The sequence below is a fragment of the Streptomyces sp. NPDC026500 genome, assembly GCF_055567635.1.
In genome coordinates this window covers 36163-59550 of sequence record NZ_JBVHQB010000037.1, presented here as the reverse complement: position 1 = coordinate 59550, position 23388 = coordinate 36163, and the positions used below count along the sequence as shown (strand labels likewise).

Here is a 23388-nt window from a genome sequence, read left to right as displayed (position 1 = left end):
TCCGAGTAGTCCTTCATCGCCATCGGCGGTCTTCTCGCTTCCTCCGGATCAAGCAGATCCAGTATCAGCGTGTCCACCACTCAGGGGGAGGCCCCGAGTGGTGTAGCCGATCAAGCTGACGGAATCCCCAGGTTGCGGCCCGAATCGCCCTCGCCGGAGGCCCTGCTGAGGCTCGCCGGGCCGGGACCAGCGGTGATCGCACGACGGCTGACAGCGGCACGTACCGGACGGCTCCAAAGCGGAAGCGACGGACCGCGATCGGCTACACCACGACCGGGGACACGACCGGTGGCTATCTGGTCACTGACGAAGCCGATGGTGCTCGACCGCTTCAGCCGCAGGCCACGGGCCAGTCCGTTGGGCGCGTACCCCAGTTGCCGGGCCGTCTCCAGAACGCGCTGCCGGGTCTCGGTGTTGACGCGCTTGCCCTCGACCTCGTTGAGGATGTGGGAAACGGTCGTGACCGAGACTCCGGCGGCTGCCGCCACGTCCTTCATCCCGATCCGCCTGCCCAAGTGGTGCCCAATCGTTTTGGCAAGTGAGTGCGGGATGAGACCGCGCCCCGGTGGAGGCCCTTGTCAACGGCTCGTTACGGATTCGTGGGCAGCGGGTTCAGGAACGTCAGCACGGAGGCGTCCTCTTCGATCAGCGGAACGAGGGCGGCGTTGAAAGGGCCGCCGTACGGGGCGTTCAGGTGCGCCTTGAAGGCGTCCTCGTCCCGGTACACCTCGAAGATCCAGAAGGCGCGCGGGGCGGCTGCCTTGGTGTAGACGTCGAAGGCGAGGTTGCCTTCTTCCTCGCGCACCTTCAGGGCGTAGTCGCCGATCAGACGGGCGACCTCGTCCTGTGCGCCCTCGCGGGCGGTGAACTCGGCGAGCAGGGTTTTCTTCACGGTCTCGTGTCCTTGTCAGTCGTGGGCGTCGGTCGTGAACGTCGCTTGTGGGCGGAGTCGAGGTGCCGGACGACGGCCTTGTCCAGCTTCACCGAGCCGTTCTCGGCGAAGACCGGCACTCCCTGGCCGGCGGGGTCGGGGAAGATCTGGTCGGTGATCGAAACCTCGCCGCTGCCACCGAACACCTCGACGGACGACCAGTCGACGAGGATCCGCAGCTTCACCTTGCCGTTCTCGGCCTTCAGTGCGGTCTGGACACCGGGGAAGGTGCTGCTGAAGTCCACGGCGCCGGAGTGGGTACGGTCGACGTACAGCTCCCGAGTCGTGGTGACGTAGCCGATGACGGTCACCCCGCCATTCGCGCCGGTGTGCACCTTCAGACCGAAGGGTTCGGCGTCCTTGAGGGAGAGGGTCGCCTCGATGTCGAGAGCCTTGCCCTGCGCCGCGGGGCCGATCAGGGTCTTGGAGGCACTCTTGACGGTGACGCCGGACGCGGTCACCGCGTGCGGCTGCCGCAGGGACGACACGCTGTTCACGGGCCGGCTGGTCAACCGGATGCTGCCGTCGACCGTACGCAGGGCCATCTCCCGGGGGATGCTCTGCGCGCTGCGCCAAGGTGACGTGGGGATGACCTCGCTGTAGTCCCAGTTGTTCATCCAGCCGATCATGTACGGCTTGCCGCCCGACATGTTCTCCAGGACACCGCCGCGTAGTAGTCCTTGCCGTAGTCGGCCCAGTCGGCGCGCTGCACAACGGACTTCGCGGCCGTGTCGGCGGCGGTGAACCGGTCGGCGAGGAGGTGGCCCCAGCCGGCGGTGTTCATGTCGACGATCTGGATCTGCGCCTGCTTGCCGGCGTAGGAGCGCCTGTCGAAGGAGGCTCGGTCCAGGGTTTCGCTGTTGGAGCCGGTGGCGCTGCGGACGACCTTGCCGTCGACGATCAGGTTGACGGACGTCTCCTGGGAGACGAGCTGGGCCTGGGTGTGTCCGAGAGCGTGCCGGGATACACGTCCAGAGCTCATGGTGTCTCCTGTGCTGTGGCCGTCCACTGGGCGGAGCCTGCGGCTCGTGCGTGGACCGACCGAAACGTGACTCCCTGATCGGCGTCGTCGTCCACGCGGCCGAGGGTGTCATCGTTGACTTGTGTCATCGTTGACATCAAGTGGCCCGATGATGAGCGGAATCCGGCCGACGCGTCAAGGATTGGGGCGGAACTGCCCGGCGCGGCCCGCCCACCCGTCAGGCGCCGCCGGCGGCCGTAAGCTGCTCCAACTGGTTCCGCCACGGCGGATTGGGACCGGCGACCGAGCATGTCAGGGCCGCGACCCGGGTGCCGAACCGGCAGGCTTCCGCGACCTCATCGAGACCGAGATCGGCCAGCCGGCCACCGAGGAGTCCGCGGGCGCCGAGGTGGTGCAGCAGGCCGGCGGTGAAGGAGTCCCCCGCGCCGACCGTGTCGACGACCCGCGTGGCCACCGCGGGCACCCGCAGCCGTTCGCCGTCGAGCGAGGCCAGGGCGCCGTCGGCGCCGAGCGTGATCACGACGAGCCGCACCCCCGCCGCATGCCAGATGTCGCACGCCTGCTCGGGCGGAGTGCCCGGCAGGAGGAGTTCCAGGTCGTCCTCGCTCAGCCGCAGGATGTCGGCGAGAGCGCACCAGTGCGCCAGCCGGGCGCGGTAGACCTCGGGGCGCACCAGCAGCGGCCGGACGTTGGGATCGATGCTGATGGTGGCCCGTGGAGCGGCAGCCGCCAGGAACTCCTCCACCGCCGCCCCGCCGGGCTCACGGACCAGCGCCAGCGACCCGGTGTGCACACAGGCCGTTTCGGACAGATCCACCCTTGCCAGTTCCCCTGGAGTCCACTGCCAGTCGGCCGTGTTCTGCGCGTGGAACGAGAACGCGGCCTGCCCGGTGGCGTCCAGCTCCGCCACGGCCAGCGTGCTGGGCTCGACGGCGGCGACGGCGTACGACAGGTCGACCCCGGACGCCTCCAGGTGGGCCCGGAACAGGCGGCCGAACACATCGCCGGACAGGCGTGCGAGGAAGCGGGCCGGCGTGTCCAGCCGGGCCAGGGCCACCGCCGTATTCGCAGGTCCGCCGCCAGGCAGCACCCGCAGGGCGAGCTCGTTCGAAGCGTTTGCCGGTTCGGCGAAGGCGTCCGCGACGCACTCTCCCAGAACGGTGATCTGACGCGGGCTCATGGGCTGCTCTCTCTCGGAAAGGCTCGGAAAGACCGGGCAAAGGGGCGGCGCGGCGACACAGCCACTGACCGACCGCGCGGAGCCGACGGCTACGGACGTTGCCGATTTGTGACGAGTGGAAGGCATTGACGTTGCCGGTATCCGGAGTCCATCATCCTGGCCAGGCAGTGTCAACGATGACATAAGTCAACGATGACACCCCGGGCGGCCTGCTCTGATCCCAACCCCCGTGCCGCCCGCTATCCCACAGGAGTCGATCATGTCTCGCACCACTCGCCTGTCCTCGTCCCTCCTCCGAGCCGCCGCGGTCACGGGCGTCGCGGCACTCACCCTGACGGCCTGCGGGTCCGGCTCCGGTTCGGGCTCCACGAGTTCCGGCTCGGGCGAGGTGAAAGTCGGTCTGATCACCAAGACCGACACCAACCCGTTCTTCGTGAAGATGAAGGAGGGCGCGGAGAGGGCCGCCAAGGAGAACGGTGCCCAACTGTCCACCGCGGCAGGCAAGTTCGACGGGGACAACGCCGGGCAGGTCACCGCCATCGAGAACATGGTCGCCGCCGGGGTGAAGGGCATCCTGATCACCCCGAGTGACTCCAAGGCGATCGTGCCCGCGATCCAGAAGGCCCGTGCCAAGGGTGTTCTGGTCATCGCGCTGGACACGCCGACCGAGCCGGAGAGCGCGGTCGACGCTCTCTTCGCCACCGACAACCTCAAGGCCGGCCAGCTGATCGGCGAGTACGCCAAGGCCGCCATAAAGGGCAAGACGGCGAAGATAGCCGCCCTCGACCTGGCGCCGGGCGTCTCCGTCGGCGTCCAGCGACACAACGGTTTCCTGAAGGGCTTCGGCGCTACCGACAAGGACGTCGTGTGCGCCCAGGACACCGGTGGCGACCAGGCCAAGGGCCAGACCGCGATGGAGAACTGCCTGCAGAAGTCACCCGACATCAACGTCGTCTACACCATCAACGAACCGGCGGCCCTGGGCGCGTACACCGCGCTGAAGGCCAAGGGCCGGGAGAAGGACGTCCTGATCGTCTCTGTCGACGGCGGCTGCACCGGCACCCAGGCCGTCAAGGACGGCAAGATCGCCGCGACTTCGCAGCAGTACCCGCTGAAGATGGCCGCCGAGGGCGTCAAGGCAGTCGTGACGTACGCCAAGGACGGCAAGAAGGCGTCCGGTTACACCGACACCGGCGTCACGCTGATCACAGACAAGGCGCAGGATGGGGTCACGTCGAAGGACACCGCCTACGGCCTGGAGAACTGCTGGGGCTAAGCCCCCAGGGGCTGTCGTCACCTCCCCGCCCGAGGCAGGCGGGGAGGTGACGACAGCCCCAGGACCGTACGAGACCGTCACTCCCCTCAGCGGGGCGGTCGGCCCACCTCCCCGACCAGGGACGGCCGCCCCCCTTGTCCCGTCGGCGGGGCTTCTGCCCTCGTCCTCCGACAAGGACCTCTGTCTTCCGACAAGGACTTCGCATGACAGCCACGACAACGCCGTACTCGGAGCTCAAGGCACCGACCACAGCCCGCAGACTGCTCACGGCGCCGACCACCGGACCCCTGGCCGCCCTCCTCCTGGCCTGCGCCTTCTTCTCCTTCTCGACCGACCAGTTCCTGACCGGCGGGAACTTCTCGCTGATCGTGCAGCAGGTCATGGTCGTGGGCACCCTCGCCATCGGGCAGACCCTGATCATCCTCACGGCGGGGATCGACCTGTCGTGCGGGGCCGTGATGGCGTTCGGCAGCATCGTGATCGCCAAGATGGCCGCCGAGGGCTCCCTGCCCCCGCTCCTCGCCGTCGCCCTGGGCCTGGTGGTCTGCGGCGGGTTCGGTCTGCTCAACGGGTTGCTGGTACAGAAGATCCCGCTGCCGCCGTTCATCGTCACCCTTGGCATGCTCAACGTGGCGTTCGCGCTGACCCACATCTACTCCGAGGAGCAGACGGTCACCAACCTGCCCGGCCCGCTGACGGCCCTCGGGGAGACCTTCCCACTGGGCCACACGGACATCACCTACGGCTCCCTGGTCACCATCGCCCTGTTCCTCCTCCTCGCCTACGCGCTGAGCAGCACCGGCTGGGGACGGCACGTCTACGCCCTGGGCAACAGCGCCGAGGCCGCCCGGCTCAACGGCATCCGTACCTCTCGCCTGACCATCGGCATCTACACCGTGGCCGGTCTGCTGTACGGCATCGCCGCCCTGCTGCTCATCTCCCGCACCGGAGTCGGCGACCCGCAGGCGGGACAGACCGACAACCTCGACAGCATCACCGCCGTGGTCCTCGGCGGCACCAGCCTCTTCGGCGGCCGCGGCTCGGTCCTGGGCACCTTCATCGGCGTCCTCATCGTCGGCGTGTTCCGCAACGGCCTCCAGCTGATGGGCGTCGCCTCCATCTACCAGACCCTGATCACCGGAGTCCTGGTGATCCTCGCGGTGACCGTCGACCAGCTCTCCCGGAAGAAGGCCTGATGACCGTCACCTCCTCCCCCACGCCCGTGCTGCAGGCCCGCGGTCTGGTCAAGCGGTACGGCCAGGTCACCGCCATCGACGGCGCCGACTTCGACCTGCTGCCCGGCGAGGTCCTCGCCGTCATCGGCGACAACGGCGCCGGCAAGACCAGCCTGATCAAGGCCCTCACCGGTGCGGTGACCCCCGACGCGGGCGAGATACGACTCAACGGCGAGCCCATCACCTTCTCCGGCCCGCAGAGCGCACGCGCCCACGGCATCGAGACGGTCTATCAGGACCTCGCCGTGGCCGCCTCCATGGACATCGCCTCGAACATGTTCCTCGGGCGCGAGCTGCGCCGCCCCGGCGTCCTCGGCAGTGTCTTCCGCATGCTGGACAAGAAGCGCATGCGCCAGGAGGCCGCCGAGCACATGGCCGACCTGAAGATCGGCCTGCGCTCGCTGACGCAGTCGGTGGAGACGCTCTCCGGCGGACAGCGGCAGGCCGTCGCGGTCGCCCGTTCCGTCGCCTGGGCCCGCTCCGTCGTCGTCATGGACGAACCCACCGCCGCCCTCGGCGTCAAGGAGTCCGGCCAGGTCCTCGACCTCATCCGCCGGGTCCGCGACAAGGGCATGCCGGTCGTCCTGATCAGTCACAACATGCCCCACGTCTTCGAGATCGCCGACCGGATCCACGTCCACCGCCTCGGCCGGCGCGCTGCCGTGATCAAGCCCTCCGACTACTCCATGGCCGAGGTCGTCGCCATCATGACCGGCGCTCTCACCGTCGACGAAACCGGAGATACTGTCGTAGCGGATTCGGAGGCCGCGAAGGCCGCCGGAGTCCGGGCCACCTGACAGCACTACCCAGCTCTCGCATCTTCCGGCCGAGGCCGCGGCCGGAAGCGAGAGCCCTCAGGAGACGGTTTCCTCCATGGCAGCGAACCGCCGCCCCACCCTGGCCGACGTCGCCCGAGAAGTCGGCGTCAGCGCCAAGACGGTCTCCCGAGTCCTCAACGAGGACGGACCCGCCTCCGCGCAGACCAGGGAACAGGTACTCGCCGCAGTGGCCAAGCTCGGCTTCCAGCCGAACCTCATGGCCCGCAACATTCGCATCGGCGGCCCGGACACCACCATCGGGCTGGTCATTCCCGACCTCGCCAACCCCTTCTTCGGAGCCGTGGCCCGCGCCATCGAGGACACCGTCGGCGAACGCGGACTGACCCTCCTCATGGGCTCCTCCGCGGACGACCCCGAGCGCGAACGCGCCCTGACGGACAAGTTCCTCGCCCGCCGCGTCAGCATCCTGATCGTCGTACCGTCCGTCGGCGCCGACCACTCCCACCTCAAGTCCCACCGTACGGCGGGGCTGCCCGTGATCTTCCTGGACCGCCCCGGGGTCGGCCTCGCCACCGACAGCATCGTCAGCTCCAATCGGGCCGGCGCCCACGACGGCGTCGCCCACCTCATCGCCCACGGACACCGGCGCATCGGCTTCGTCGGCGACCTGCCCGTGAAGCTGTACACCCGCCGTGAACGTCTGGCCGGCTACCGCTCGGCACTCCAGGAAGCCGACATCCCCGACGACCGCTCGCTCCTCGCCAACGCCCACAATCAGCAAGGAGCCGAGGCCGCGACCGCCCAACTCCTCGGCCTGGCCGATCCCCCCACAGCCCTGTTCGCCGGCAACAACATCATGGCGCTGGGCATCGTCGCCGAACTGGCCCGCAGCAAGCGCAAGGACGTCGCCGTCGTCGCCTTCGACGACGTCTCGCTCGCCGAGGCACTCGAGCCGGCCCTGACCGTCGTCGCCCAGGACGCGGAAGAACTCGGCAGGGCAGCCGCGACCACCGCGCTGACCCGACTCGACGGCGACCGCACCCGCGCCCGCACCATCACCGTCCCCACCCACCTGGTCGTCCGAGGCTCGGGCGAACTCTGTCTTCCGCCCCGACAAGGGTCACGCCGATCACCTGCTTCTGAAGTTCCTCGATGACAGCGCCGACGTTCAGCGTGATGGTGTCGCCCTTGACCTCGAGCGCTCCGCCTCCCTCCCCGGTGAGGACGTTCGTCGCGGCGGTGTGCGCGCCGCGCTGGATGCTGTCCCACGCCTTGGCAAAAGCATCGCTCGTCACCACTCTGGCGACCGTGTAGCGCACGCCGGCCCTCAGCCCGCCCTTGAGCTCTTCATCCAACGACCTGGCCGCGTCGACTAGGAAACGGGGCGCATTCTGCTGCCTGCCTACTCGCCGGACCTGAACCCTGTCGAGGGCGTGTGGGCCCACGTCAAACGCAGCCTGACCAACCTCGCCGTCGTCGCACTCGACCGACTCGAAGGGCGGCTCCCCCAGCACACGTGGCCGAACCGGGGGAACCTACAGCCGGCCAGTCCCTTAAAGGTGAAGGCCACCTGACCGGCCTGCGCCCTGAGTGCCCGATCTTCACAAGCGAAAACAGCAGGGCCTGAAAAATCCTGGCCTACCAGCGATCTGCAACCGGGTGTGCACCCGACGCCCGGGGATACCTGCCACTCATGAAACTGACGGCGGATGTCCGCAAAGCAGATCGGCGGCTGACACAGCGGGCGGCGGGCCGTATCCCGCCCGGCATCAGCCGGCTGCTGTCCGCGGTGGAGGAGACAGCGGAGAGCAGCAAGACGTGGTGCGGTGCAGCGGCCGTCATGGCGGCGTTCGGTGGGCGGCGCGGGCGCAGATCAGCCGTGCTGGGGCTTGCGGCGCTCGCTGTCGCGCAGTTGGTCTCCAACGGGGTGGGTAAGCAGCCGGTCGACCGGCCCCGCCCGCCCGAGCAGTGGATCAATCACAACGAGGTTGAGGACCGGCCTGACTCCTCCCCTTTCCCTTCGGGCCACACCGCGGCCGCGGTCGCCTTCGTCGCCGCCGTCGCTCCCGTCCGGCCGCCGGCCGCTGCCGCCTGCGCGGTGCCGGCCGCTCTGCTGGCCGTCGAGCGCGCAGGCGGGAGCCCACTACCCCACCGATGTCCTCGTCGGTGCCTTGATCGGGCTGGGCGGTACCTGGCTTACCCGGCATGTCCCGCATCTGCTGGGGCGCTTGTTGTAGTGGCCACACAACGTCCCGCGGCGCATCCGCTGCTCACCGCTGAGTGTTTCCCTCCTGAACTGCCCGGTTCGGGGTACTCGGCTTCTCGCCGAAGGCCGGGCCGGCCGCCGTGGCGCGGCCCGAAGGGCAGGAACGACACAGAGCAGGAGGGGATCGCGTGTCGAGTACACAACCGCAGGGCCCGCTTGCGCACGACGTCGGGCACGAGCCGGTGGGCGAGCTGGTCCAGCAGGCCTCTCAGCAGCTGACTGAGTTGGTCCGCGGCGAGATGAAGCTGGCGCAGGCCGAGATGAAGGAGAAGGGCAAGCGCTACGGCAAGAGCGGCGGCCTGTTCGGCGGGGCTTCGCTGGCCGGTTTCCTGATGCTTCAAGCGCTGGTGGCGAGCGTGATCGCGGCCGTGGCATTGCTGCTGCCGGTGTGGGCGGCTGCCCTCATCGTCACCGCCGTCCTCGGCGCGATCGCCGCGGTCCTGGCCCTCAGTGGCAAGAAGCAGGTTGGCAAGGCATCCCCGCCGACACCCCAGAGCACGATCGAAAACGTCAAGGCCGATGTGGCTGAGATCAAGAGGAGCGCACACCGATGACCCACACGCCCCCCGACCAGCACAGCACCCCTACACCCGCCGAGCTCCGCGAGCAGATCGAACACTTGTCCGCGAGGGCCTGGACCGTCTCTCCGAGTTCGCGGCGGGTGCCGCCGCAGGAAGGGCTGAACGAGAGCTGCTGAACGCGGCCCGGGCCCGAATCCTCAGGGGATCGGGCCCGGACCCTCGGTCGCTTCCGGTCCGGTCGCTCAGGTCAGCCGGTCCTCGTCGCTGTTGTCGTAGTCGTAGTCGGCTTCGATACGTTCCCTGCGCAACCGTGCCGTTTCTTCTGCGACAAAGCGCACGCCGAAAAGCGAAAGATCGCCGACCAGGTGATCGAGGAACTCACCACGCACACCTTCATCGAAGAGAAGACCTTCTGTCCGGCCTCCCGGGAAGCGGCCCCCGATACCAAGGACCTCGTACTCGAAAGCGTCGACGAGCACTACATCGTGCTGTGGATGCTCTCCGAATTCAAGGGCCCTCGACCCCGCCGACGAGCGGTTCGACGCCAAGATGACCGTCCTCATCGAAAACGTCGTCACCACGTCGAGGAAGAAGAGAAGGAATGGTTCCCCGAGGTACGCAAGGCCATGGGCCCCGACCACATCGGCCAGCACAGTCCGGAGGTTCGTCGCTCTCGCTCAGCATGCCGGCACCCCGGCAGCGTCGGACTGCCCGAACTTCTCTCGCCTCAGGCGGGCACCGTTACGGCCTCCACCGGCGGCCTCTACGGCGAACTCTCAGAAGATGACTCTGCTGCCGCACTTACGTCCGCACCCATATCGCAGCCCTACTGGAGGACGGCCGCTGTGATGGCGGGTGGGGGTGGGGGTGCTCCCGTCAGGATTGGCCGTACGGAGATCTGCCGGGCCAGTCCGGCGCGCATCACGGAGGCGGGGCGGGGACAGGACTACTGGACTGTGGGGCACAGCGTGAATTGCCGTCAGCGGTGGGGATGCCCCTGCTCCGGGTCGTCGTCGGGAGTGCTCCAGCCGTCGCCGCGGCGTGCGGGGTCCGCCAGGTCACGACGCGCTTGTGCGGCCTGGGACGGATTGATTGAACGGCGCCGGGCAGAACGCCGGGTACCGATGAAAAACGCGACGACCAGGATGACGACGACAGCGATGCCCGCCGCCATTAGCCACAATGCGCCGCTGTAGGAAGCGGCAGCCAGCACGGTCTCCTTTTCGATGTCCATGGACGCCGGGTACCCCCTCGAGGCCAAAATCCCCGCCGTCCTCACGCCAGGCGGCGGGTGTTTCTACGAGACCGGGCCTTTTACGGCACGACAGAGCTGTCCCCGCTGAGGGACATCAGGCGTCGATGGCCGTCCACGCTGCCCCACGCGCATCATCTGGCGGGCGCTCAGCCTGCGGCAGCGCAGCGGCATCTGCTCGGACTGCTCGCGGACGCGCACGGCGGCCCCCGGGGAGGCAGAGCGCAGATCGCGCCGGTGGCCTGCCGCAGGACCGTCCGGTCCGTGGTCTCGAAAGCGCCGGGCGAACTGGCGTAGAGGTCGAGGGCGCGCACCGTCTCGGTCCGGTCGGCGATCGGCAGGGACAGCGAGGAGCGGATCCGAGGGCGGCCGCGAAGGGTTGGGGGTCACCCCAGCATGTCGTCGACGACGATCTCTTTGCCAGTACGGCCGGCCTGCAGGCAGGGGCCTTCGTGTCCGTACTGCTTCTCGTGCAGGGCAGGAGCTGCCGGACAGGCGCTGACCACGGTCAAAGGACGGTGATCCCGCTCGCGCATGACCCCGATCCCCTCCGTCTGCGACAGATCCAGCGCCGCGTCGGCGAGGACCTGGAGGAAGCCTTCCAGGGACTCGGTGGCCAGTAGCCATTCCATGATGGGGACGGATCCGTACGCGTTTCCGGCACGTTCGGCGTTCTCGTGATTCACCGTGCTCACCTCGCCGGGCCATGAGGTCTGTAGACGGCATCATGTGGATCCAGTCCGGCCAACGCGGGCTTCCGTGAGTACCGCGCGCCCCTCGGCGGAAGGAAAACAGGGCTCGTTACACCCTTGGGAATCTGGAAACCCTGGCGCCTACCAGACAAACAGCCGCCTCGACGCGGTTGCGGCCCAAGGAAAGAGCACGGACATGACCACGGCACGAGACATCATGACGACCGGCACCGAATGCATTCGCGCGGAGGAGACCGTCCTGGACGCGGCGAGGAAGCTGAAGGACTTGGGCGTCGGAGCACTCCCGATCTGCGGCGCCGACAACAAGCTCAAGGGCATGCTCACCGACCGCGACATCGTGGTGAAGGTCCTCGGGGCCGGCAAGGACCCGGCCACCTGCAGCGCCGGCGAACTCGCCCAGGGCGAGGCCGTCACCATCGGCGTCGACGACACCACCGACGAGATCATCCGCACCATGACCAGCCACAAGGTCCGCCGTCTGCCCGTCATCGACGGCCACGACCTCGTCGGCATGGTCGCTCTCGCGGACGCCGCCCGCGCCCTCCCGGATCCCAAGGCCGGCGACCTCCTCGAAGCACTCTCCACCGACTGACCCGCACACGAGCACTGCCTGCGGTCCTGCCGAACGCCCACAGCCGACGGCTGTTCGGGCAAGCCGTCGGCTGACGAGGGGCCGGCCACGTGGTGTCCTTCAGGCCGTGCTCGGCTTCCTCGCCGGGCCGGATCTGCTGACCTTCGGGCTGGTGACGGTGACCGCGTCGGCCATCGGCCGGTCACGGCTGCTGGTCAGCCAGGGCCCGCAGGTAGTCACCGCGGCGTACTTCGCTTTCTCTGCGTAGAGCAGCGCCACCAACGCCACGGACCGGATCACCCAACTGGGACAGATCGTGCTGTTGGTCCTCGTCGGCTGCGACATCGGGACCGCCGTCAACATCACCATTGCGCCGCCGCTGCGCTTCCACAGCGCGGCCTACATCGTCAGCGCCCTCGTCGGCACCCTCCACGACCTGGCGTCTCACATGCATCCCGTCCTTCGTCAGGTAACGCTCGACGCCGAGAGCACCACGCGCCGGTACGAGCGCGCCGGCCGTACCGGCAGTCTCAGGCCCGGACCGATCTCGACACGGCCAAGGAGAGCGCTCACTACGGCGGCGTACTCGTCGTCGAGGCCACCCGCCTGGTGGATGAGGTCCAGTACACCGGCGACACCCTTCAGAGCCGGTTCAGGGCATAGAAACGCCCAACTGGCCTCGCCACGACGAGTCAACCCGTCGGGTGAACCTACGCCTCACGTGGGCGAGGCGCAGGCGTTGCGATTGCGGAACCGGGTACTCAGCGGATCTCACGCTCCTGTCATCGCGACGGGACGTCGTTCCTCTGTCTTCCCTCAGTGATCGGAAACTCCCGTGAGTGCCAAGAAGAAGAACCCCGTGGCAGCAGCAGCCGACAAGGTCGCCGAGAAGGTCCAGGAGGTCGCTCACCCCGGAAACGAACTCCCCGGCGCGCCGGCCCCCGTGCCGCCCCCTGTGGACGAGCCGACCGAGCCGGTCGGCCCGCTGCAGCCCAAGACCGATCAGCGCGGCCCGGACACCTACAGCCCCACCGGGCAGGCGACGGGCATCCCGCAGGCCGAGGTGGCGCAGGCAGGTGAATTCCTGACCACCGCGCAGGGCGCACGACTGTACGACACCGACCACTCGCTGAAGGCAGGGCCGCGGGGCCCGGTGCTGCTGCAGGACCACCACCTGCGCGAGAAGATCACGCATTTCGACCACGAACGCATCCCGGAGCGGGTCGTGCACGCCCGCGGCGCAGCCGCCCATGGCGTCTTCCAGGGTTACGGCACAGCGGAAGGGATCAGCAAGGCCGCGTTCCTCGGTAGAGATGTCGAGACGCCGGTCTTCGTGCGCTTCTCCACCGTGCTGGGCTCGCGCGGCTCCGCGGACACCGTTCGGGACACCCGGGGCTTCGCGACGAAGTTCTACACCACGGAGGGTGTCTTCGATCTGGTCGGCAACAACATCCCGGTGTTCTTCATCCAGGACGCGATCAAGTTCCCCGACGTCATCCACGCCGGCAAGCCGCATCCCGACCGGGAGATCCCGCAGGCGCAGAGCGCCCACGACACGTTCTGGGACTTCGTCACGCTGCACACCGAGGCCACCCACCACACGCTGTGGAACATGTCCGACCGGGGCATCCCGCGCTCGTACCGGATGATGGAGGGCTTCGGGGTCCACACCTTCCGCCTGGTGAACGCCGCGGGCGCGACCACGCTGGTGAAGTTCCACTGGAAGCCGAAGCTGGGAGTGCACTCCCTGGTGTGGGAGGAGGCCCAGATCACCGCAGGCGTGGATCCCGACTTCCACCGCCGGGACCTGGCCGACGCGATCGAGTCCGGCGCCTACCCGCAGTGGGAACTGGGCATCCAGACGTTCCCTGACACCGATGACCAGATGTTCGAAGGCATCGACCTGCTGGACCCGACGAAGATCGTGCCGGAGGAGCTGGCTCCGGTCCAGCCGATCGGACTGCTCACCCTGAACGCCAACCCCTCGAACTACTTCGCCGAGACCGAACAGGTCGCCTTCCACGTCGGACACCTCGTCCCGGGCATCGACGTCACCACCGACCCGCTGCTCCAGGGCCGGCTCTTCTCCTACCTCGACACCCAGATCAGCCGGCTCGGCGGTCCGAACTTCGGGCAGCTGCCGATCAACCGCACCCACGCGCCGGTCAACGAGATGCTCCGCGACGGCATGCACCAGACCGCCGTCCACCGCGGGGTCGCCCCCTACCGGCCCAACTCCCTCGACGGCGGCTGCCCCTTCCTCGCCGGCGCCGACAACGGCGCCTACATCGAGGTCCCCGAGCCGCTGCCCGCGGCGACCAAGGTGCGGGACGCGGCAGCCTCCTTCGACGACCACTTCACCCAGCCGCGCATGTTCTGGCTGAGCATGACGGTCACCGAGCGGGAGCACATCGTCGCCGCCTACACCTTTGAGCTCAGCAAGTGCTGGGAAACAGCGATCAAGGAACGTGCCCTGAAGGTCCTGGCCGACATCGACGCCGAACTGTGCGCCCAAGTCGCCGCCGGCCTCGGCCTGCCCGCCCCCGCGCCGACCGTGACGCCGGTCGAACCCCTGCCCAGCCCGGCGCTCTCCCAGCTCGGCGGCACCTGGCCCCTGGACGGCAGGATCATCGGCATCATCACCGAAGGCGACCAGGACCTGAGCGAAGTACGGTCGGCCCGGCAGGCCATCCTCGACGCGGACATGGTGCCGCTGGTGATCGCCCCCACCGGGGGTGTCCTCGACCCGGACGGCGAGCCCCTCACCGTTCAGCGCACCTTCGCCAATGCCCGCTCCACGGAGTTCGACGCCCTGCTACTGGCGGGCGCACCCGCGATCGGAGCCGACGCCTATGGAGCCCGAGACGCCAAGGTCGACGACGATGTCGCCATGGCCGTAGGCATCGACTCGCGCGTGCTGCTCATGCTGATGGAGGCCTACCGCCACGGAAAGGCCCTCGGGGCGTGGGGCGACGGTACGGAGGCGCTGGTCGCGGCCGGTATCGCGCCCGACTCCCCCGGCGTGGTCAGTGCGGGCTCCGGCGCCGCCACGCTGGAGCAGCTCGCCGAGCTGCTGGGCCGCCACCGCGCCTGGAACCGCTTCGCCCCGTCGGTCTGACCCGCCTTGCCGCGGCTCCTGCCCGGCCAGGCCCGGGCAGGAGCCGATCTCGGCCCACCTGCGCAAACAGGGTCCAGCCGCACGTGCAGAACCTGAGGCCGTCTGACGCCGACCGGGAAACGGCGCCGCGCGATGCCGGGTGCGCGTTGTGCATGAACACACCTGCTCGTCCTCCCGCCTCCAGCACGAAGAGTCGGGTCCTGGAAACCGCATCGTCCAAATGGCTGGCTGCCCTGGACCGTATCGAATGCTCAGAGGTCGCCGACCCGGCGATCAAAGTCCTCCAACAGAGGATCAACTCGCTCCCGTTGGGAAAGGCACGCGATGTACTCCGCGGCAGGCCGCTGAGTCAGCCGCCGCAGTCCGTTCTGGTGCCTTTCGAAGGCTTGACGACCGGTGTGCCGACGTCAAGCTGAGCAGCGTGACTACACGTGCTGCGTCGCCTAGCGACCGACATCGTTGGGGCGCTCTGACGGTGCGGCGGCGTGTTCTGCCGCATCCGTGAGTTCCGGGCCGCCTGGCTGCTGTTCCCGTGGTGTGCGGGTGTGGCCGGGCATCCTGTGGCTACCTGTTTCGTATGCCTCATCATGATCTCCTCGTCCTCGGAGCCGGCTCGGGCAACGCTCTCATCGATGACCGCTTCTCCCACCTCGACGTCGCCGTTGTCGCCGAAGGGCCCTTCGGCGGTACCTGCCTCAACGCCGGCTGTATCCCCAGCAAAATGCTGGCCCTGACCGCGGAGGTGGCCGATACCATCCGTGACAGCGACCGGCTCGACGTAGACGCGCGCCTGCGCGAAATCGCCTGGCCAGAGGTGCAGCGACGGGTTTTCGGCAGGATCGACGCCGCCGCGGAGGAAGGCGAGGAAGGCCGTCGGGAATCCTCGTTCGTCACCGCCTACCGGGGCCGGGCCCACTTTGCAGGTCCCCGCGAGCTGCTGGTGGAGATGGACGCCGGTGCCCAGCGGATCACCGCAGACCGTGTGGTGGTGGCCGCTGGAGGGCGACCGGTCGTCCCACCGGTGGTCGCGGACTCGGGGCTGCCCTTCGAGACCTCCGACACGGTGATGAGGCTGGAGAAGGTCCCGGAGCGGCTCGTGGTCCTCGGAGGCGGCTACATCGCCACCGAGCTCGCACATGTCTTCCACTCGGCAGGCGCCGCCATCAGCGTGATCGAGCAGCAAGAGCGACTCCTGGCCGAACAGGACGAATCGGTGTCCGAGGCCTTCACCGAGCTCATGAAGCCGGTGTGGGACCTACGACTCGGCCGAGGACTGACTCACGCGGCAGGTGAAGCGGGCGAGCTGCGGCTGACTCTCGACGACGGATCGGTGCTCGAGGCGGACACCCTGCTCGTAGCCGTGGGCCGTCGTCCCAACAGTGACGGGCTGAGTCTGGAGCAAGCCGGTATCGCCTGCGATGACGCCGGTCTGATCGAAGTCGACGCGCAGATGCGTACCAGTGCCGCCGGCGTTTGGGCACTCGGCGACATCACTCCCGGGCCCCCGCTGAAGCATGTGGCCAATCGCGAGGCTGAGGTGGTGGCCCACAACCTGCTGCACCCCGGCCGGCCGCGGTCCATGTCCTACGACGCAGTCCCCGCCGCCGTGTTCACCAACCCGCAGATCGCACAGGTCGGCCTCACCGAACAGGAGGCCCGCCGGCAGGGCCTTCGCTACGTCACCGGAGTCCACCGGTATGAGGACGTGGCGTACGGCTGGGCTCTTGAGGACAGGCAGGGCTTCTGCAAAGTGCTGGTGGAGCGTGGTTCGGGACGTCTGATCGGGGCGCACCTGCTGGGAGCGCAGGCCGCTGGCTTGGTGCAGCCCCTCGTCGTCGCCATGACCTTCGGACTGACGGCACAGGAGCTTGCCGACCGGCCCCTGTGGATCCACCCTGCGCTGACCGAGGTCGTCGAAAACGCCCTGCGCGGCCTGGCCGATTGAGCGCGTACCATCCAGAACCCAGTCGGGCCGACACCGCCGAACCGCTCCCTGCCGTTGCCAAAACGGTTGCCCCCTCGATGAGGCCGTGGTTATCCCCTCCGGTGTCCCCGCGCCGGCTTCGTGCCCCGGACCGCATCGCTCGGGGCCCTGTCCCGAGCGAGATGGACGGCCGGCCGCTTTCGGGGCGGACTTCCCCTCTGGACTGATCGGTCACCCGTGGTGCTGCTGGACGTCGGCCTGGGCATCCCTGTTCGGGGTCAGAGCGTCCGACGCTTCGCGGTCCTGCTCGCGCCGTTCATGACCGTCGACGTCCTGGGTTTCTGCTTCCTCGACCTCGTGCAGGACTTCCTCGCCGGCGGTTTTCGGATGCTTCTCGCCCGCCGGGCGCCGGGGCTTGGGGGTGGGGGAAGGCATGAGTCTCCTTACTCGGCAGGCGCACGCGAGGACGCCTTACCGGCTGCGTGCTGGGACTGGCTTTGCGCCGACCGGTCAGCGGCCGAGGGCCTTGGCCAGTTCCTGCTTGTTCATGGACGAACGGCCGTCGATGTTGCGCTTCTTCGCCTCCGCGTACAGCTGGTCCTTCGTCGGCCCCCGGGAACCGCTGTGGGAACGCTCCCCGCCGCGCTGGGAGGCGGACTTCGGATCCTTCGTGGAGGTCTTGCTCGCCGACTTCGACTCTCCCGAGCGGGCGCGCTCCTTGTTCACCGTGCGCGCCGCGATCTCCTTCGCCCGCCCTTCGGAGGTGCCGCGCTGCTCGGCGCTTTCCTTGATGTGCTCGTACTGACGCTCACGCTTCGCGTTGGAACCCCGCGGCATGACGCTCTCCTTCCACACCGGCGGCCCGGGAGCCGCTCCGTCAAGGACGATCACATTGCGCGCACCCGCATGCCGCCTCCCGTCACGCCGCTTCGGAGCATTTCCCCCGAAGCGGCGGGGAGCCCCTCTGGGAGAGAAGAGCCGCGACACGCTTCGTGACCATGAGAGGAGACTGAAGCGTGTCGCGCACTGTTTCGGGTGGAAGGCCTCCCACCATGGCAGCCAGACCTGCGCGAAGAAGCCGAGTGTGAACAGACCACGGCGGCCGACCGCCTCGGCACTCCTCGCCGTGTGCGCTCTCGTTGCCGGCCTCACCGCCTGCGGCCCCCCGGCCGACGCGTCGACGCCGCCTCCGACACAGCCGCGGCTTTCGAGCGAGCTGTCAGCGGGGGCGACCGGGCGGCGATGTGCGCAGCGCTGGCGCCGCAGACGCGCAGCGAGGACGAGGGGTCCGCCTCCGATCCACCACGCGCGCAAAGGTGAACCCGCGAAGCGGCGTACGTCGAGTTTGAGCCCGGGAAATGTGTCAACGCGATCTGTATGGTCCATTCGACACGAGAGACAGAACGCAAATACGCGGCGCCTCCGGGAGACGACATCGCATGGCTGTCCGAGCTGACGGGAGTGGATCGGGTCGCCTCGCTCGCAGAACATGCGACGCAGGAGCTGGATGCCGTCTACTACGACACCGAGGACCTGCGACTGGCACGCACCAGGGCGTCCCTGCGGCGCCGGAGGGGCGGCGCCGACGCCGGCTGGCACCTGAAACTACCCCTGGAGGGAGACACCCGGGAGGAGATCCGGCTCCCGCTGTCATCGGAAGAGGTCCCTGAGGACCTGCGGGATCTGGCTCTCTCGCGCACCCGCGGCGCAGAGCTGCGGCCGGTCGTGCGGATCCGCTCCACCCGATCCCTGCGCCGACTTCTCGACGCCGGGGGTGACGCCCTGGCCGAGCTGAGTACGGATGCGGTGCGCGCCGACTCGCTGCTGGACGACGCCGGGCACACGAAGTGGACGGAGATGGAGGTCGAACTCGTCGACGACGGTGATCCTGCGCTCCTGGACGCCATCGAAAAGGTGCTCCGGAAGAGGGGTGTCGACCGCGCCCAGGGCCCCTCGAAAGTCGTCCGTGCCCTGTCCGAGACGACGTCCCTCCTCGAAGGCACGGCTGATGCGCGCGCCGGGGTCGCCCCGGGATCGGCCGGCGATCACGTGGTCGCGTACGTTCGCCGGTTGGTGGACGCCCTGACGGACCTTGACCCCGCTGTGCGCCGCGACCTGCCCGACGCCGTGCACCGGATGCGCACCACGGCCCGCCGTCTGCGCAGTTGCCTGCGCTCCTACCGACCCGTCCTCGACCGTGAGGTCACCGACCCCGTTCGGCGGGATCTGAGGTGGCTCGGCGCCGAGCTCGGTGTGGAGCGCGACCATGAGGTGCTCCGGGAGCGGCTGACCTCCGGCGTGCGGGAACTTCCCGGCGAACTGGTCCTGGGCCCGGTCGACGCACGGCTGCAGGCCTGGGACGCGGCGCGGCAGGCCGAGGGCCGTCGACGCACCCTGGACGCGCTCGCCACGCCCCGCTACGTGAACCTGCTTGAGCAGTTGAACCGGTTGGCCGAGGCGCCGCCGCTGCGTGCGAAGGCGGCTGGAAAACCGGAGAAGGTCTTGGTCAAGGCGCTTGGGAAGGAGTACGGGCGACTTGGTCAGCGAATGGACCGTGCGCTCGATATGCCGTCCGGACCGGAACGTGATGCCCGGATCCACCACGCCCGCAAGGCCGCCAAGAGGCTTCGCTATGCCGCGGAGGCGGCCCGCCCCGCACTGGGCAAGCCCGTTCGACGCCTCGGCAAGCGCGTCAAGGCCGTACAGCAGGTGAGCGGCGCCCAGCACGACAGTGTCGTGGCCCGTGACACCTTGCGCGGTCTTGCGATCGCCGCACACGCGGCGGGGGAATCCGGCTTCACCTGGGGCCTGCTGCACGGTCAGGAGAGAACCGCGGCGGGGGGCCGGGAACGGCAGCTCCCCGAGGCGTGGGCTCGTGCCCGCGCGGCAGCCCGGCGCAAGGGTCTCCGCCTCTGATCGCGCATGTGACCGTCTGTGCGCTCGTTCGGTACCGGGGCGGTGCAATTCTTCGGATCGCTCTTCCCTGATCGAGCAGGCAACAGTCACCTTGAACACGCAACAGTCACCGCCGCTTTTGTGCTCACCGATGCGCAGCGCGAGCCGGCCACCCCGCCGTCATGCCCGGTCCGCGGCGGCGAGCACCGCGTCGGCCATGGGTTTGTCGAGGGCCGCGTGTACCAGGCCGTCCGCCAGCAAAGGCACCTCGCGACGGGTCACGAGGCCGGCCAGCTTCTCCGGCGAGGCGGGGAGTCCGAGCCGTCGGGCGCCGTCCAGGGCCTTGCGATCCACGTACGGATGGAACTCCGGCCAGATGGCCTGTACGCCGCGGAGGAAGATGTCGGTCCCCGTCGGACCGATGCCCGGAAAGCGCTGCAGCGCTTTTGCGGGGTCGGATTCCTTGCGCAGCCGCCGCAGATCACCGTCGTACTGGTCGAGCAGCAGTTCCGCTCCCTCACCGAGCATGGCGGAGGTGCGCTCGTCATAGCGCCGGTATCCGCCTTTGCCGAGCGCGTCGACACGTTCCTGCCAGGTCGCCCGCGCCATCGACCGGCTGTCGCGCATCCCGGCTTCGAACAGTGCTCTGGCTGCCGAGACCGCGATGTCTGCCTTGATACGGGCACTGAGCAGGTTCGCCAGCACGAGCATCTGGTAGAGCGGAGCCGGGGTGTCACGCAACCGGATTCCGGCCTGCGCCGCGTATGTCCTTTCTTGCCGCCTCAGTAGGGTGTTCACCACTTTCGCGTCTTTTTTCCTGTCGCTGGCGCGGGTATTGCGTTGCGTGGACGTCTCAGGGCGCGTCGTGGCCACGCTGATCACCGCCTCTGCAAATTTCTGGTACGTCTGTGCGGTCTGTTGTGAGAAGCGGCTGGCTGGTTCTGTGGCGTTCGGGTGCCCGTCGGGGTCTGTTCGTGGGCCGGCCTCCCCAGGCGGGGCGGGACGGTGGCCTTCGGATTCCCTATCGCTTGTGGCCGTTCCCGTGTCCGTTCGGGTGCAGAACCACCTTGATCCAGCCCTCGTCACGGGCGTCGAAGTGCTCGTAGGCGGTGGGGGCCTCGTCCAGGCCGAGTTCGTGGGAGACGACGAAGCTCGGCGTTGCCTTCTCGCCGGCGATCAGATCCCGCAGCGCCCGGTTGTACTTCTTCACGGGCGCCTGCCCGGTGCCCATGTGCTGGCCCTTGAACCACATCATGCCGAAGTCGATCGGGACCTTGCCTTGCGCCTCCAGTTCCCCCTGGGCCTCGGCACCGCCGGGGTCCTGGGGCAGGAAGACGCCCACCACGCCGATGTGGCCCGTGAACCTGACCGAGTCGATCAGTGCGTTGAGCGTGAGGCTGGCGTCCTCGTGCCCCTCGGGGTCGTGCGCCTGGTAGCCGACGCACTCACAGCCGTTGTCGGCACCCAGGCCGAGGGTGGCTTCCTTGACGACCTCCGCCGGATTCTGCTCGGCGGTGTTGATCGGGATGGCCCCGATCTCCTCGGCCTTGCGCAACCGGTCGGGCTGGTGGTCGGCCACCCACACGCGGCTGGCGCCCTTGAGGAGGGCGGAGTAGGCCGCCATCAGCCCGACGGGACCGGCCCCGAGGACGATCGTCTGATCGCCCGGTTTGACCTCGGCCATCTCGGTGGCGTGATAGCCGGTGGGGAAGATGTCGGCGAGCATCACATAGTCGGTCTGCCGCTCGGTGGCGTCCTCGCCCAGACGCAGCGCGTTGAAGTCGCCGTAGGGCACGCGCAGCAGTTCCGCCTGGCCGCCCTGGTAGGGGCCCATTTCGGCGAATCCGTAGTCGGCTCCGGCGAGGGCCGGTTCCGGCTGCATGGTCAGGCAGTAGCTCGTCAGACCCTGCTCGCACTGCTTGCAGAAACCGCAGGCGATGTTGAAGGGCAGGACCACATACTCGCCGACCTGGACCTTGCGGACGGCCGAGCCGACCTCCACGACCTGACCCATGTTCTCGTGTCCCAGGGTGCGGCCGGCCTCGAACGAGGTGCGGCCCTCGTACATGTGCAGGTCCGAACCGCAGATGTTGGTGGTGGTGATCTTGACGACAATGTCGCAAGGATGCTCGATCTTCGCGTCCGGTACGTCCTTCACCGTGACCGTTCGCGGACCTTCGTATACCGCTGCTTTCATGATCGCTTCCTTAGGCGCCGCGGCATGACCGCACCACGGCGGTGATGGAGAGGATGCGAAGCCTGACGCCCGTGAGTTGATACGGCGGGGCCCGTGGCTCCGGTCTCTGAAAGCCGTTCACCGGCTCGGAAACGGCCGGGCTGCCGCCGGGCTGCAGGCAGAGCTTCGGTGCTCCGGCGGCGTACCGTCCGAGTCCCCGCCTGCCCCCACGCAAAACAGCCGCGCACCGACCGATCGGCGGAATCTTCGGACCTTACCGGGCACCTGCCGTCGTCGTGGCCGGGCCGGTGATCGGCAAGTCCGCACCGCCCGGTCCTGTGGATCGCCCCGGTGCCGCTCCTGGTCTGCGAGCGGCCGTGACTCGTCACCACGACGGCCTCTACGCGTCGTCGGCGGGTACTCCATCACCCTCCGCTGATGCTCGCGATCACGGCCGGCCTGCCCGGCCCTCCGTGGGCGAGGCCGGGCCGCCGGGGAGTCGGGTGGTGCGGTGGGGCTGAGCCGGTGGACCCCTTGGCCGCTCAGGGCAGCGGTGTTCCACCGGTGGCGTTGACGATTTCCGCGGTGATGTAGCTGGCGTGCGGGGAGGCGAGGAAGACGTAGGCGGGGGCCATCTCGGCGGGCTGGGCGGGCCGGCCGATGGGTGCCTGTTTGCCGAATTCGGCGGTGTCCGGCAGGGTCGCGGGGATCAGCGGGGTCCACACCGGTCCGGGCGCTACGGCGTTGACGCGGATGCCGTCACCGGCGACCATCTGCGCCAGCCCTTGGGTGAAGGTGACGATCGCGCCCTTCGTCGTGGCGTAGTCCAACAGATGCGGGCTCGGCTTGTAGGCCTGCACGGATGTGGTGTTGATGATCGAGCCGCCTGCCGGTATGTGCGGGAGGGCCATCTTGCAGAGCCAGAACATGCCGTAGAGGTTGGTGCGCACGACGCGGTCGAACTGCTCGGTCGAGATCGCTTCGATGCCGTCCGGCTGGGACATCTGGTACGCGGCATTGTTGACGAGGATGTCGATCCGCCCGAACTCCTCGACCGCTCGTTCCACGAGTCGGCGGCACTGGTCCTCCTCGCGGATGTCGCATTCGACAGCGACTGCTTTGCGCCCTGCCTGTTCGACCAGAGCGGCGGTCTCGGCGGCGTCTTCCGCCTCTTGGGGAAGGTGGGTGAACAGGACGTCCGCTCCCTCGCGGGCGAAGGCGAGCGCTACCGCCCGCCCGATGCCGGAGTCGCCTCCCGTCAGCAGTGCCTTGCGGTCTTTCAGCAGGCCGGAGCCCGCGTAGGAATCCTCGCCGTGATCGGGCGGGGGATCCATGGGGCCCGTCCATCCAGGATGCTCCTGGTCCTGTTGCGGGAATTCGGGGCGGGGATGCTTGTCGACCGGGTTGTCAGGCATGAGAACGTCTCCTGAACGGGTGTGAGGTCAGCCAGGACGGCAGATCTCGAGGGCGCCACGGGCATCGCTCGCTCCTGGCTGAGACCGGCACTGCGGCGATCTTGGATTCGAGCTTCGATCGAGTACCCCTGTGCACCCGCCGCATGCGCGTCAC

The 23388-nt window shown here is 68.5% G+C and carries 23 protein-coding genes and 2 pseudogenes; 13 read left to right on the top strand and 12 right to left on the bottom strand.

All coding sequences use genetic code 11. The features are described 5' to 3' along the window. Nucleotides 1–110 precede the first annotated feature (110 nt). The 4 genes and pseudogenes from ACZ4N5_RS39955 to ACZ4N5_RS39940 form a co-directional block, all read right to left on the bottom strand. Entirely contained in the window at nt 111–497 is a 387-nt protein-coding gene (locus tag ACZ4N5_RS39955) for a LacI family DNA-binding transcriptional regulator (RefSeq protein WP_467761880.1), read from the bottom strand. Between the two features lie 92 nt (nt 498–589). Further along, a complete protein-coding gene (locus ACZ4N5_RS39950) occupies nt 590–892 on the bottom strand; it encodes a putative quinol monooxygenase (RefSeq protein ID WP_467761879.1) in 303 nt (100 codons plus the stop codon). Then, nucleotides 889–1952 (bottom strand): annotated as a pseudogene (locus ACZ4N5_RS39945) (glycoside hydrolase family 32 protein); the annotation flags it as partial. The gene ACZ4N5_RS39950 and the pseudogene ACZ4N5_RS39945, both read right to left, overlap by 4 nt. Before the next feature lie 178 nt (nt 1953–2130). Further along, the gene (locus tag ACZ4N5_RS39940) at nt 2131–3093 is read right to left on the bottom strand and encodes a carbohydrate kinase family protein (protein WP_467761878.1); all 963 of its coding nucleotides are present in this window, start codon (nt 3091–3093) and stop codon (nt 2131–2133) included. 259 nt (nt 3094–3352) lie between these two features. On the opposite strand from ACZ4N5_RS39940, the gene ACZ4N5_RS39935 reads away from it, so the two are divergent. From ACZ4N5_RS39935 to ACZ4N5_RS39900, 8 genes and pseudogenes are all read left to right on the top strand, one after another. Next, complete coding sequence (locus ACZ4N5_RS39935; protein ID WP_467761877.1) at nt 3353–4369, top strand: substrate-binding domain-containing protein; 1017 nt, start codon at nt 3353–3355, stop codon at nt 4367–4369. A 203-nt stretch (nt 4370–4572) separates the two neighbouring features. Continuing rightward, nucleotides 4573–5565 carry an ABC transporter permease gene (locus tag ACZ4N5_RS39930; protein ID WP_351119202.1) on the top strand — a complete coding sequence of 331 codons (993 nt, stop codon included), beginning with the start codon at nt 4573–4575 and terminating at the stop codon, nt 5563–5565. Then, nucleotides 5565–6401 (top strand): ATP-binding cassette domain-containing protein, encoded by an 837-nt coding sequence (locus ACZ4N5_RS39925; protein WP_266765073.1) that lies wholly within the window; start codon nt 5565–5567, stop codon nt 6399–6401. Before ACZ4N5_RS39930 ends, ACZ4N5_RS39925 begins: the two co-directional genes overlap by 1 nt. Nucleotides 6402–6477: 76 nt before the next feature. Next, nucleotides 6478–7539 (top strand): LacI family DNA-binding transcriptional regulator, encoded by a 1062-nt coding sequence (locus tag ACZ4N5_RS39920; RefSeq protein WP_467761876.1) that lies wholly within the window; start codon nt 6478–6480, stop codon nt 7537–7539. 235 nt (nt 7540–7774) lie between these two features. Beyond that, nucleotides 7775–7879 (top strand): annotated as a pseudogene (locus tag ACZ4N5_RS39915) (transposase); the annotation flags it as partial. Between the two features lie 197 nt (nt 7880–8076). After that, on the top strand, nt 8077–8868 hold the full coding sequence (locus tag ACZ4N5_RS39910; RefSeq protein WP_467761875.1) for a phosphatase PAP2 family protein: 792 nt from the start codon (nt 8077–8079) through the stop codon (nt 8866–8868). Next, entirely contained in the window at nt 8832–9203 is a 372-nt protein-coding gene (locus ACZ4N5_RS39905) for a phage holin family protein (RefSeq protein ID WP_261709739.1), read from the top strand. Before ACZ4N5_RS39910 ends, ACZ4N5_RS39905 begins: the two co-directional genes overlap by 37 nt. Beyond that, on the top strand, nt 9200–9346 hold the full coding sequence (locus ACZ4N5_RS39900; protein WP_467761874.1) for a hypothetical protein: 147 nt from the start codon (nt 9200–9202) through the stop codon (nt 9344–9346). Before ACZ4N5_RS39905 ends, ACZ4N5_RS39900 begins: the two co-directional genes overlap by 4 nt. Nucleotides 9347–9412: 66 nt before the next feature. Here the strand turns inward: ACZ4N5_RS39900 and ACZ4N5_RS39895 are convergent, their stop codons facing one another. The 3 genes from ACZ4N5_RS39895 to ACZ4N5_RS39885 all read right to left on the bottom strand — a co-directional run bounded on the left by ACZ4N5_RS39895 (nt 9413) and on the right by ACZ4N5_RS39885 (nt 11108). Then, nucleotides 9413–9823 (bottom strand): hypothetical protein, encoded by a 411-nt coding sequence (locus tag ACZ4N5_RS39895; protein WP_467761873.1) that lies wholly within the window; start codon nt 9821–9823, stop codon nt 9413–9415. A gap of 326 nt (nt 9824–10149) precedes the next feature. Continuing rightward, nucleotides 10150–10404, bottom strand: coding sequence for a DUF6479 family protein (locus ACZ4N5_RS39890; protein WP_467761872.1), 255 nt, complete (start codon nt 10402–10404; stop codon nt 10150–10152). A gap of 404 nt (nt 10405–10808) precedes the next feature. Further along, nucleotides 10809–11108: a hypothetical protein gene (locus ACZ4N5_RS39885; protein WP_467761871.1), complete on the bottom strand. Its 300-nt coding sequence runs from the start codon at nt 11106–11108 to the stop codon at nt 10809–10811. Nucleotides 11109–11310: 202 nt separating this feature from the next. On the opposite strand from ACZ4N5_RS39885, the gene ACZ4N5_RS39880 reads away from it, so the two are divergent. The 4 genes from ACZ4N5_RS39880 (at nt 11311) to ACZ4N5_RS39865 (ending at nt 16769) form a co-directional block, all read left to right on the top strand. Beyond that, nucleotides 11311–11727 carry a CBS domain-containing protein gene (locus ACZ4N5_RS39880; RefSeq protein ID WP_467761870.1) on the top strand — a complete coding sequence of 139 codons (417 nt, stop codon included), beginning with the start codon at nt 11311–11313 and terminating at the stop codon, nt 11725–11727. 106 nt (nt 11728–11833) lie between these two features. Beyond that, a complete protein-coding gene (locus ACZ4N5_RS39875) occupies nt 11834–11974 on the top strand; it encodes a hypothetical protein (protein WP_467761869.1) in 141 nt (46 codons plus the stop codon). A gap of 591 nt (nt 11975–12565) precedes the next feature. Further along, on the top strand, nt 12566–14824 hold the full coding sequence (locus ACZ4N5_RS39870) for a catalase (RefSeq protein ID WP_467761868.1): 2259 nt from the start codon (nt 12566–12568) through the stop codon (nt 14822–14824). Between the two features lie 577 nt (nt 14825–15401). After that, nucleotides 15402–16769, top strand: a complete 1368-nt coding sequence (locus ACZ4N5_RS39865; protein ID WP_467761867.1) for a mycothione reductase — start codon at nt 15402–15404, stop codon at nt 16767–16769. 210 nt (nt 16770–16979) lie between these two features. Here ACZ4N5_RS39865 and ACZ4N5_RS39860 read toward each other — a convergent pair whose 3' ends face one another. Together ACZ4N5_RS39860 and ACZ4N5_RS39855 are read right to left on the bottom strand one after the other, a co-directional pair. Continuing rightward, nucleotides 16980–17183 (bottom strand): hypothetical protein, encoded by a 204-nt coding sequence (locus ACZ4N5_RS39860; protein WP_467761866.1) that lies wholly within the window; start codon nt 17181–17183, stop codon nt 16980–16982. A gap of 75 nt (nt 17184–17258) precedes the next feature. Then, complete coding sequence (locus ACZ4N5_RS39855) at nt 17259–17585, bottom strand: plasmid stabilization protein (protein ID WP_467761865.1); 327 nt, start codon at nt 17583–17585, stop codon at nt 17259–17261. Between the two features lie 540 nt (nt 17586–18125). On the opposite strand from ACZ4N5_RS39855, the gene ACZ4N5_RS39850 reads away from it, so the two are divergent. Next, nucleotides 18126–19664, top strand: a complete 1539-nt coding sequence (locus ACZ4N5_RS39850) for a CYTH and CHAD domain-containing protein (protein ID WP_467761864.1) — start codon at nt 18126–18128, stop codon at nt 19662–19664. 159 nt (nt 19665–19823) lie between these two features. Here ACZ4N5_RS39850 and ACZ4N5_RS39845 read toward each other — a convergent pair whose 3' ends face one another. The 3 genes from ACZ4N5_RS39845 to ACZ4N5_RS39835 form a co-directional block, all read right to left on the bottom strand. Beyond that, on the bottom strand, nt 19824–20516 hold the full coding sequence (locus ACZ4N5_RS39845) for an HhH-GDP family DNA glycosylase (RefSeq protein ID WP_467761863.1): 693 nt from the start codon (nt 20514–20516) through the stop codon (nt 19824–19826). A gap of 148 nt (nt 20517–20664) precedes the next feature. Next, complete coding sequence (locus tag ACZ4N5_RS39840) at nt 20665–21840, bottom strand: glutathione-independent formaldehyde dehydrogenase (RefSeq protein ID WP_467761862.1); 1176 nt, start codon at nt 21838–21840, stop codon at nt 20665–20667. Between the two features lie 521 nt (nt 21841–22361). Continuing rightward, entirely contained in the window at nt 22362–23234 is an 873-nt protein-coding gene (locus tag ACZ4N5_RS39835; protein WP_467761861.1) for an SDR family oxidoreductase, read from the bottom strand. Nucleotides 23235–23388 lie beyond the last annotated feature (154 nt).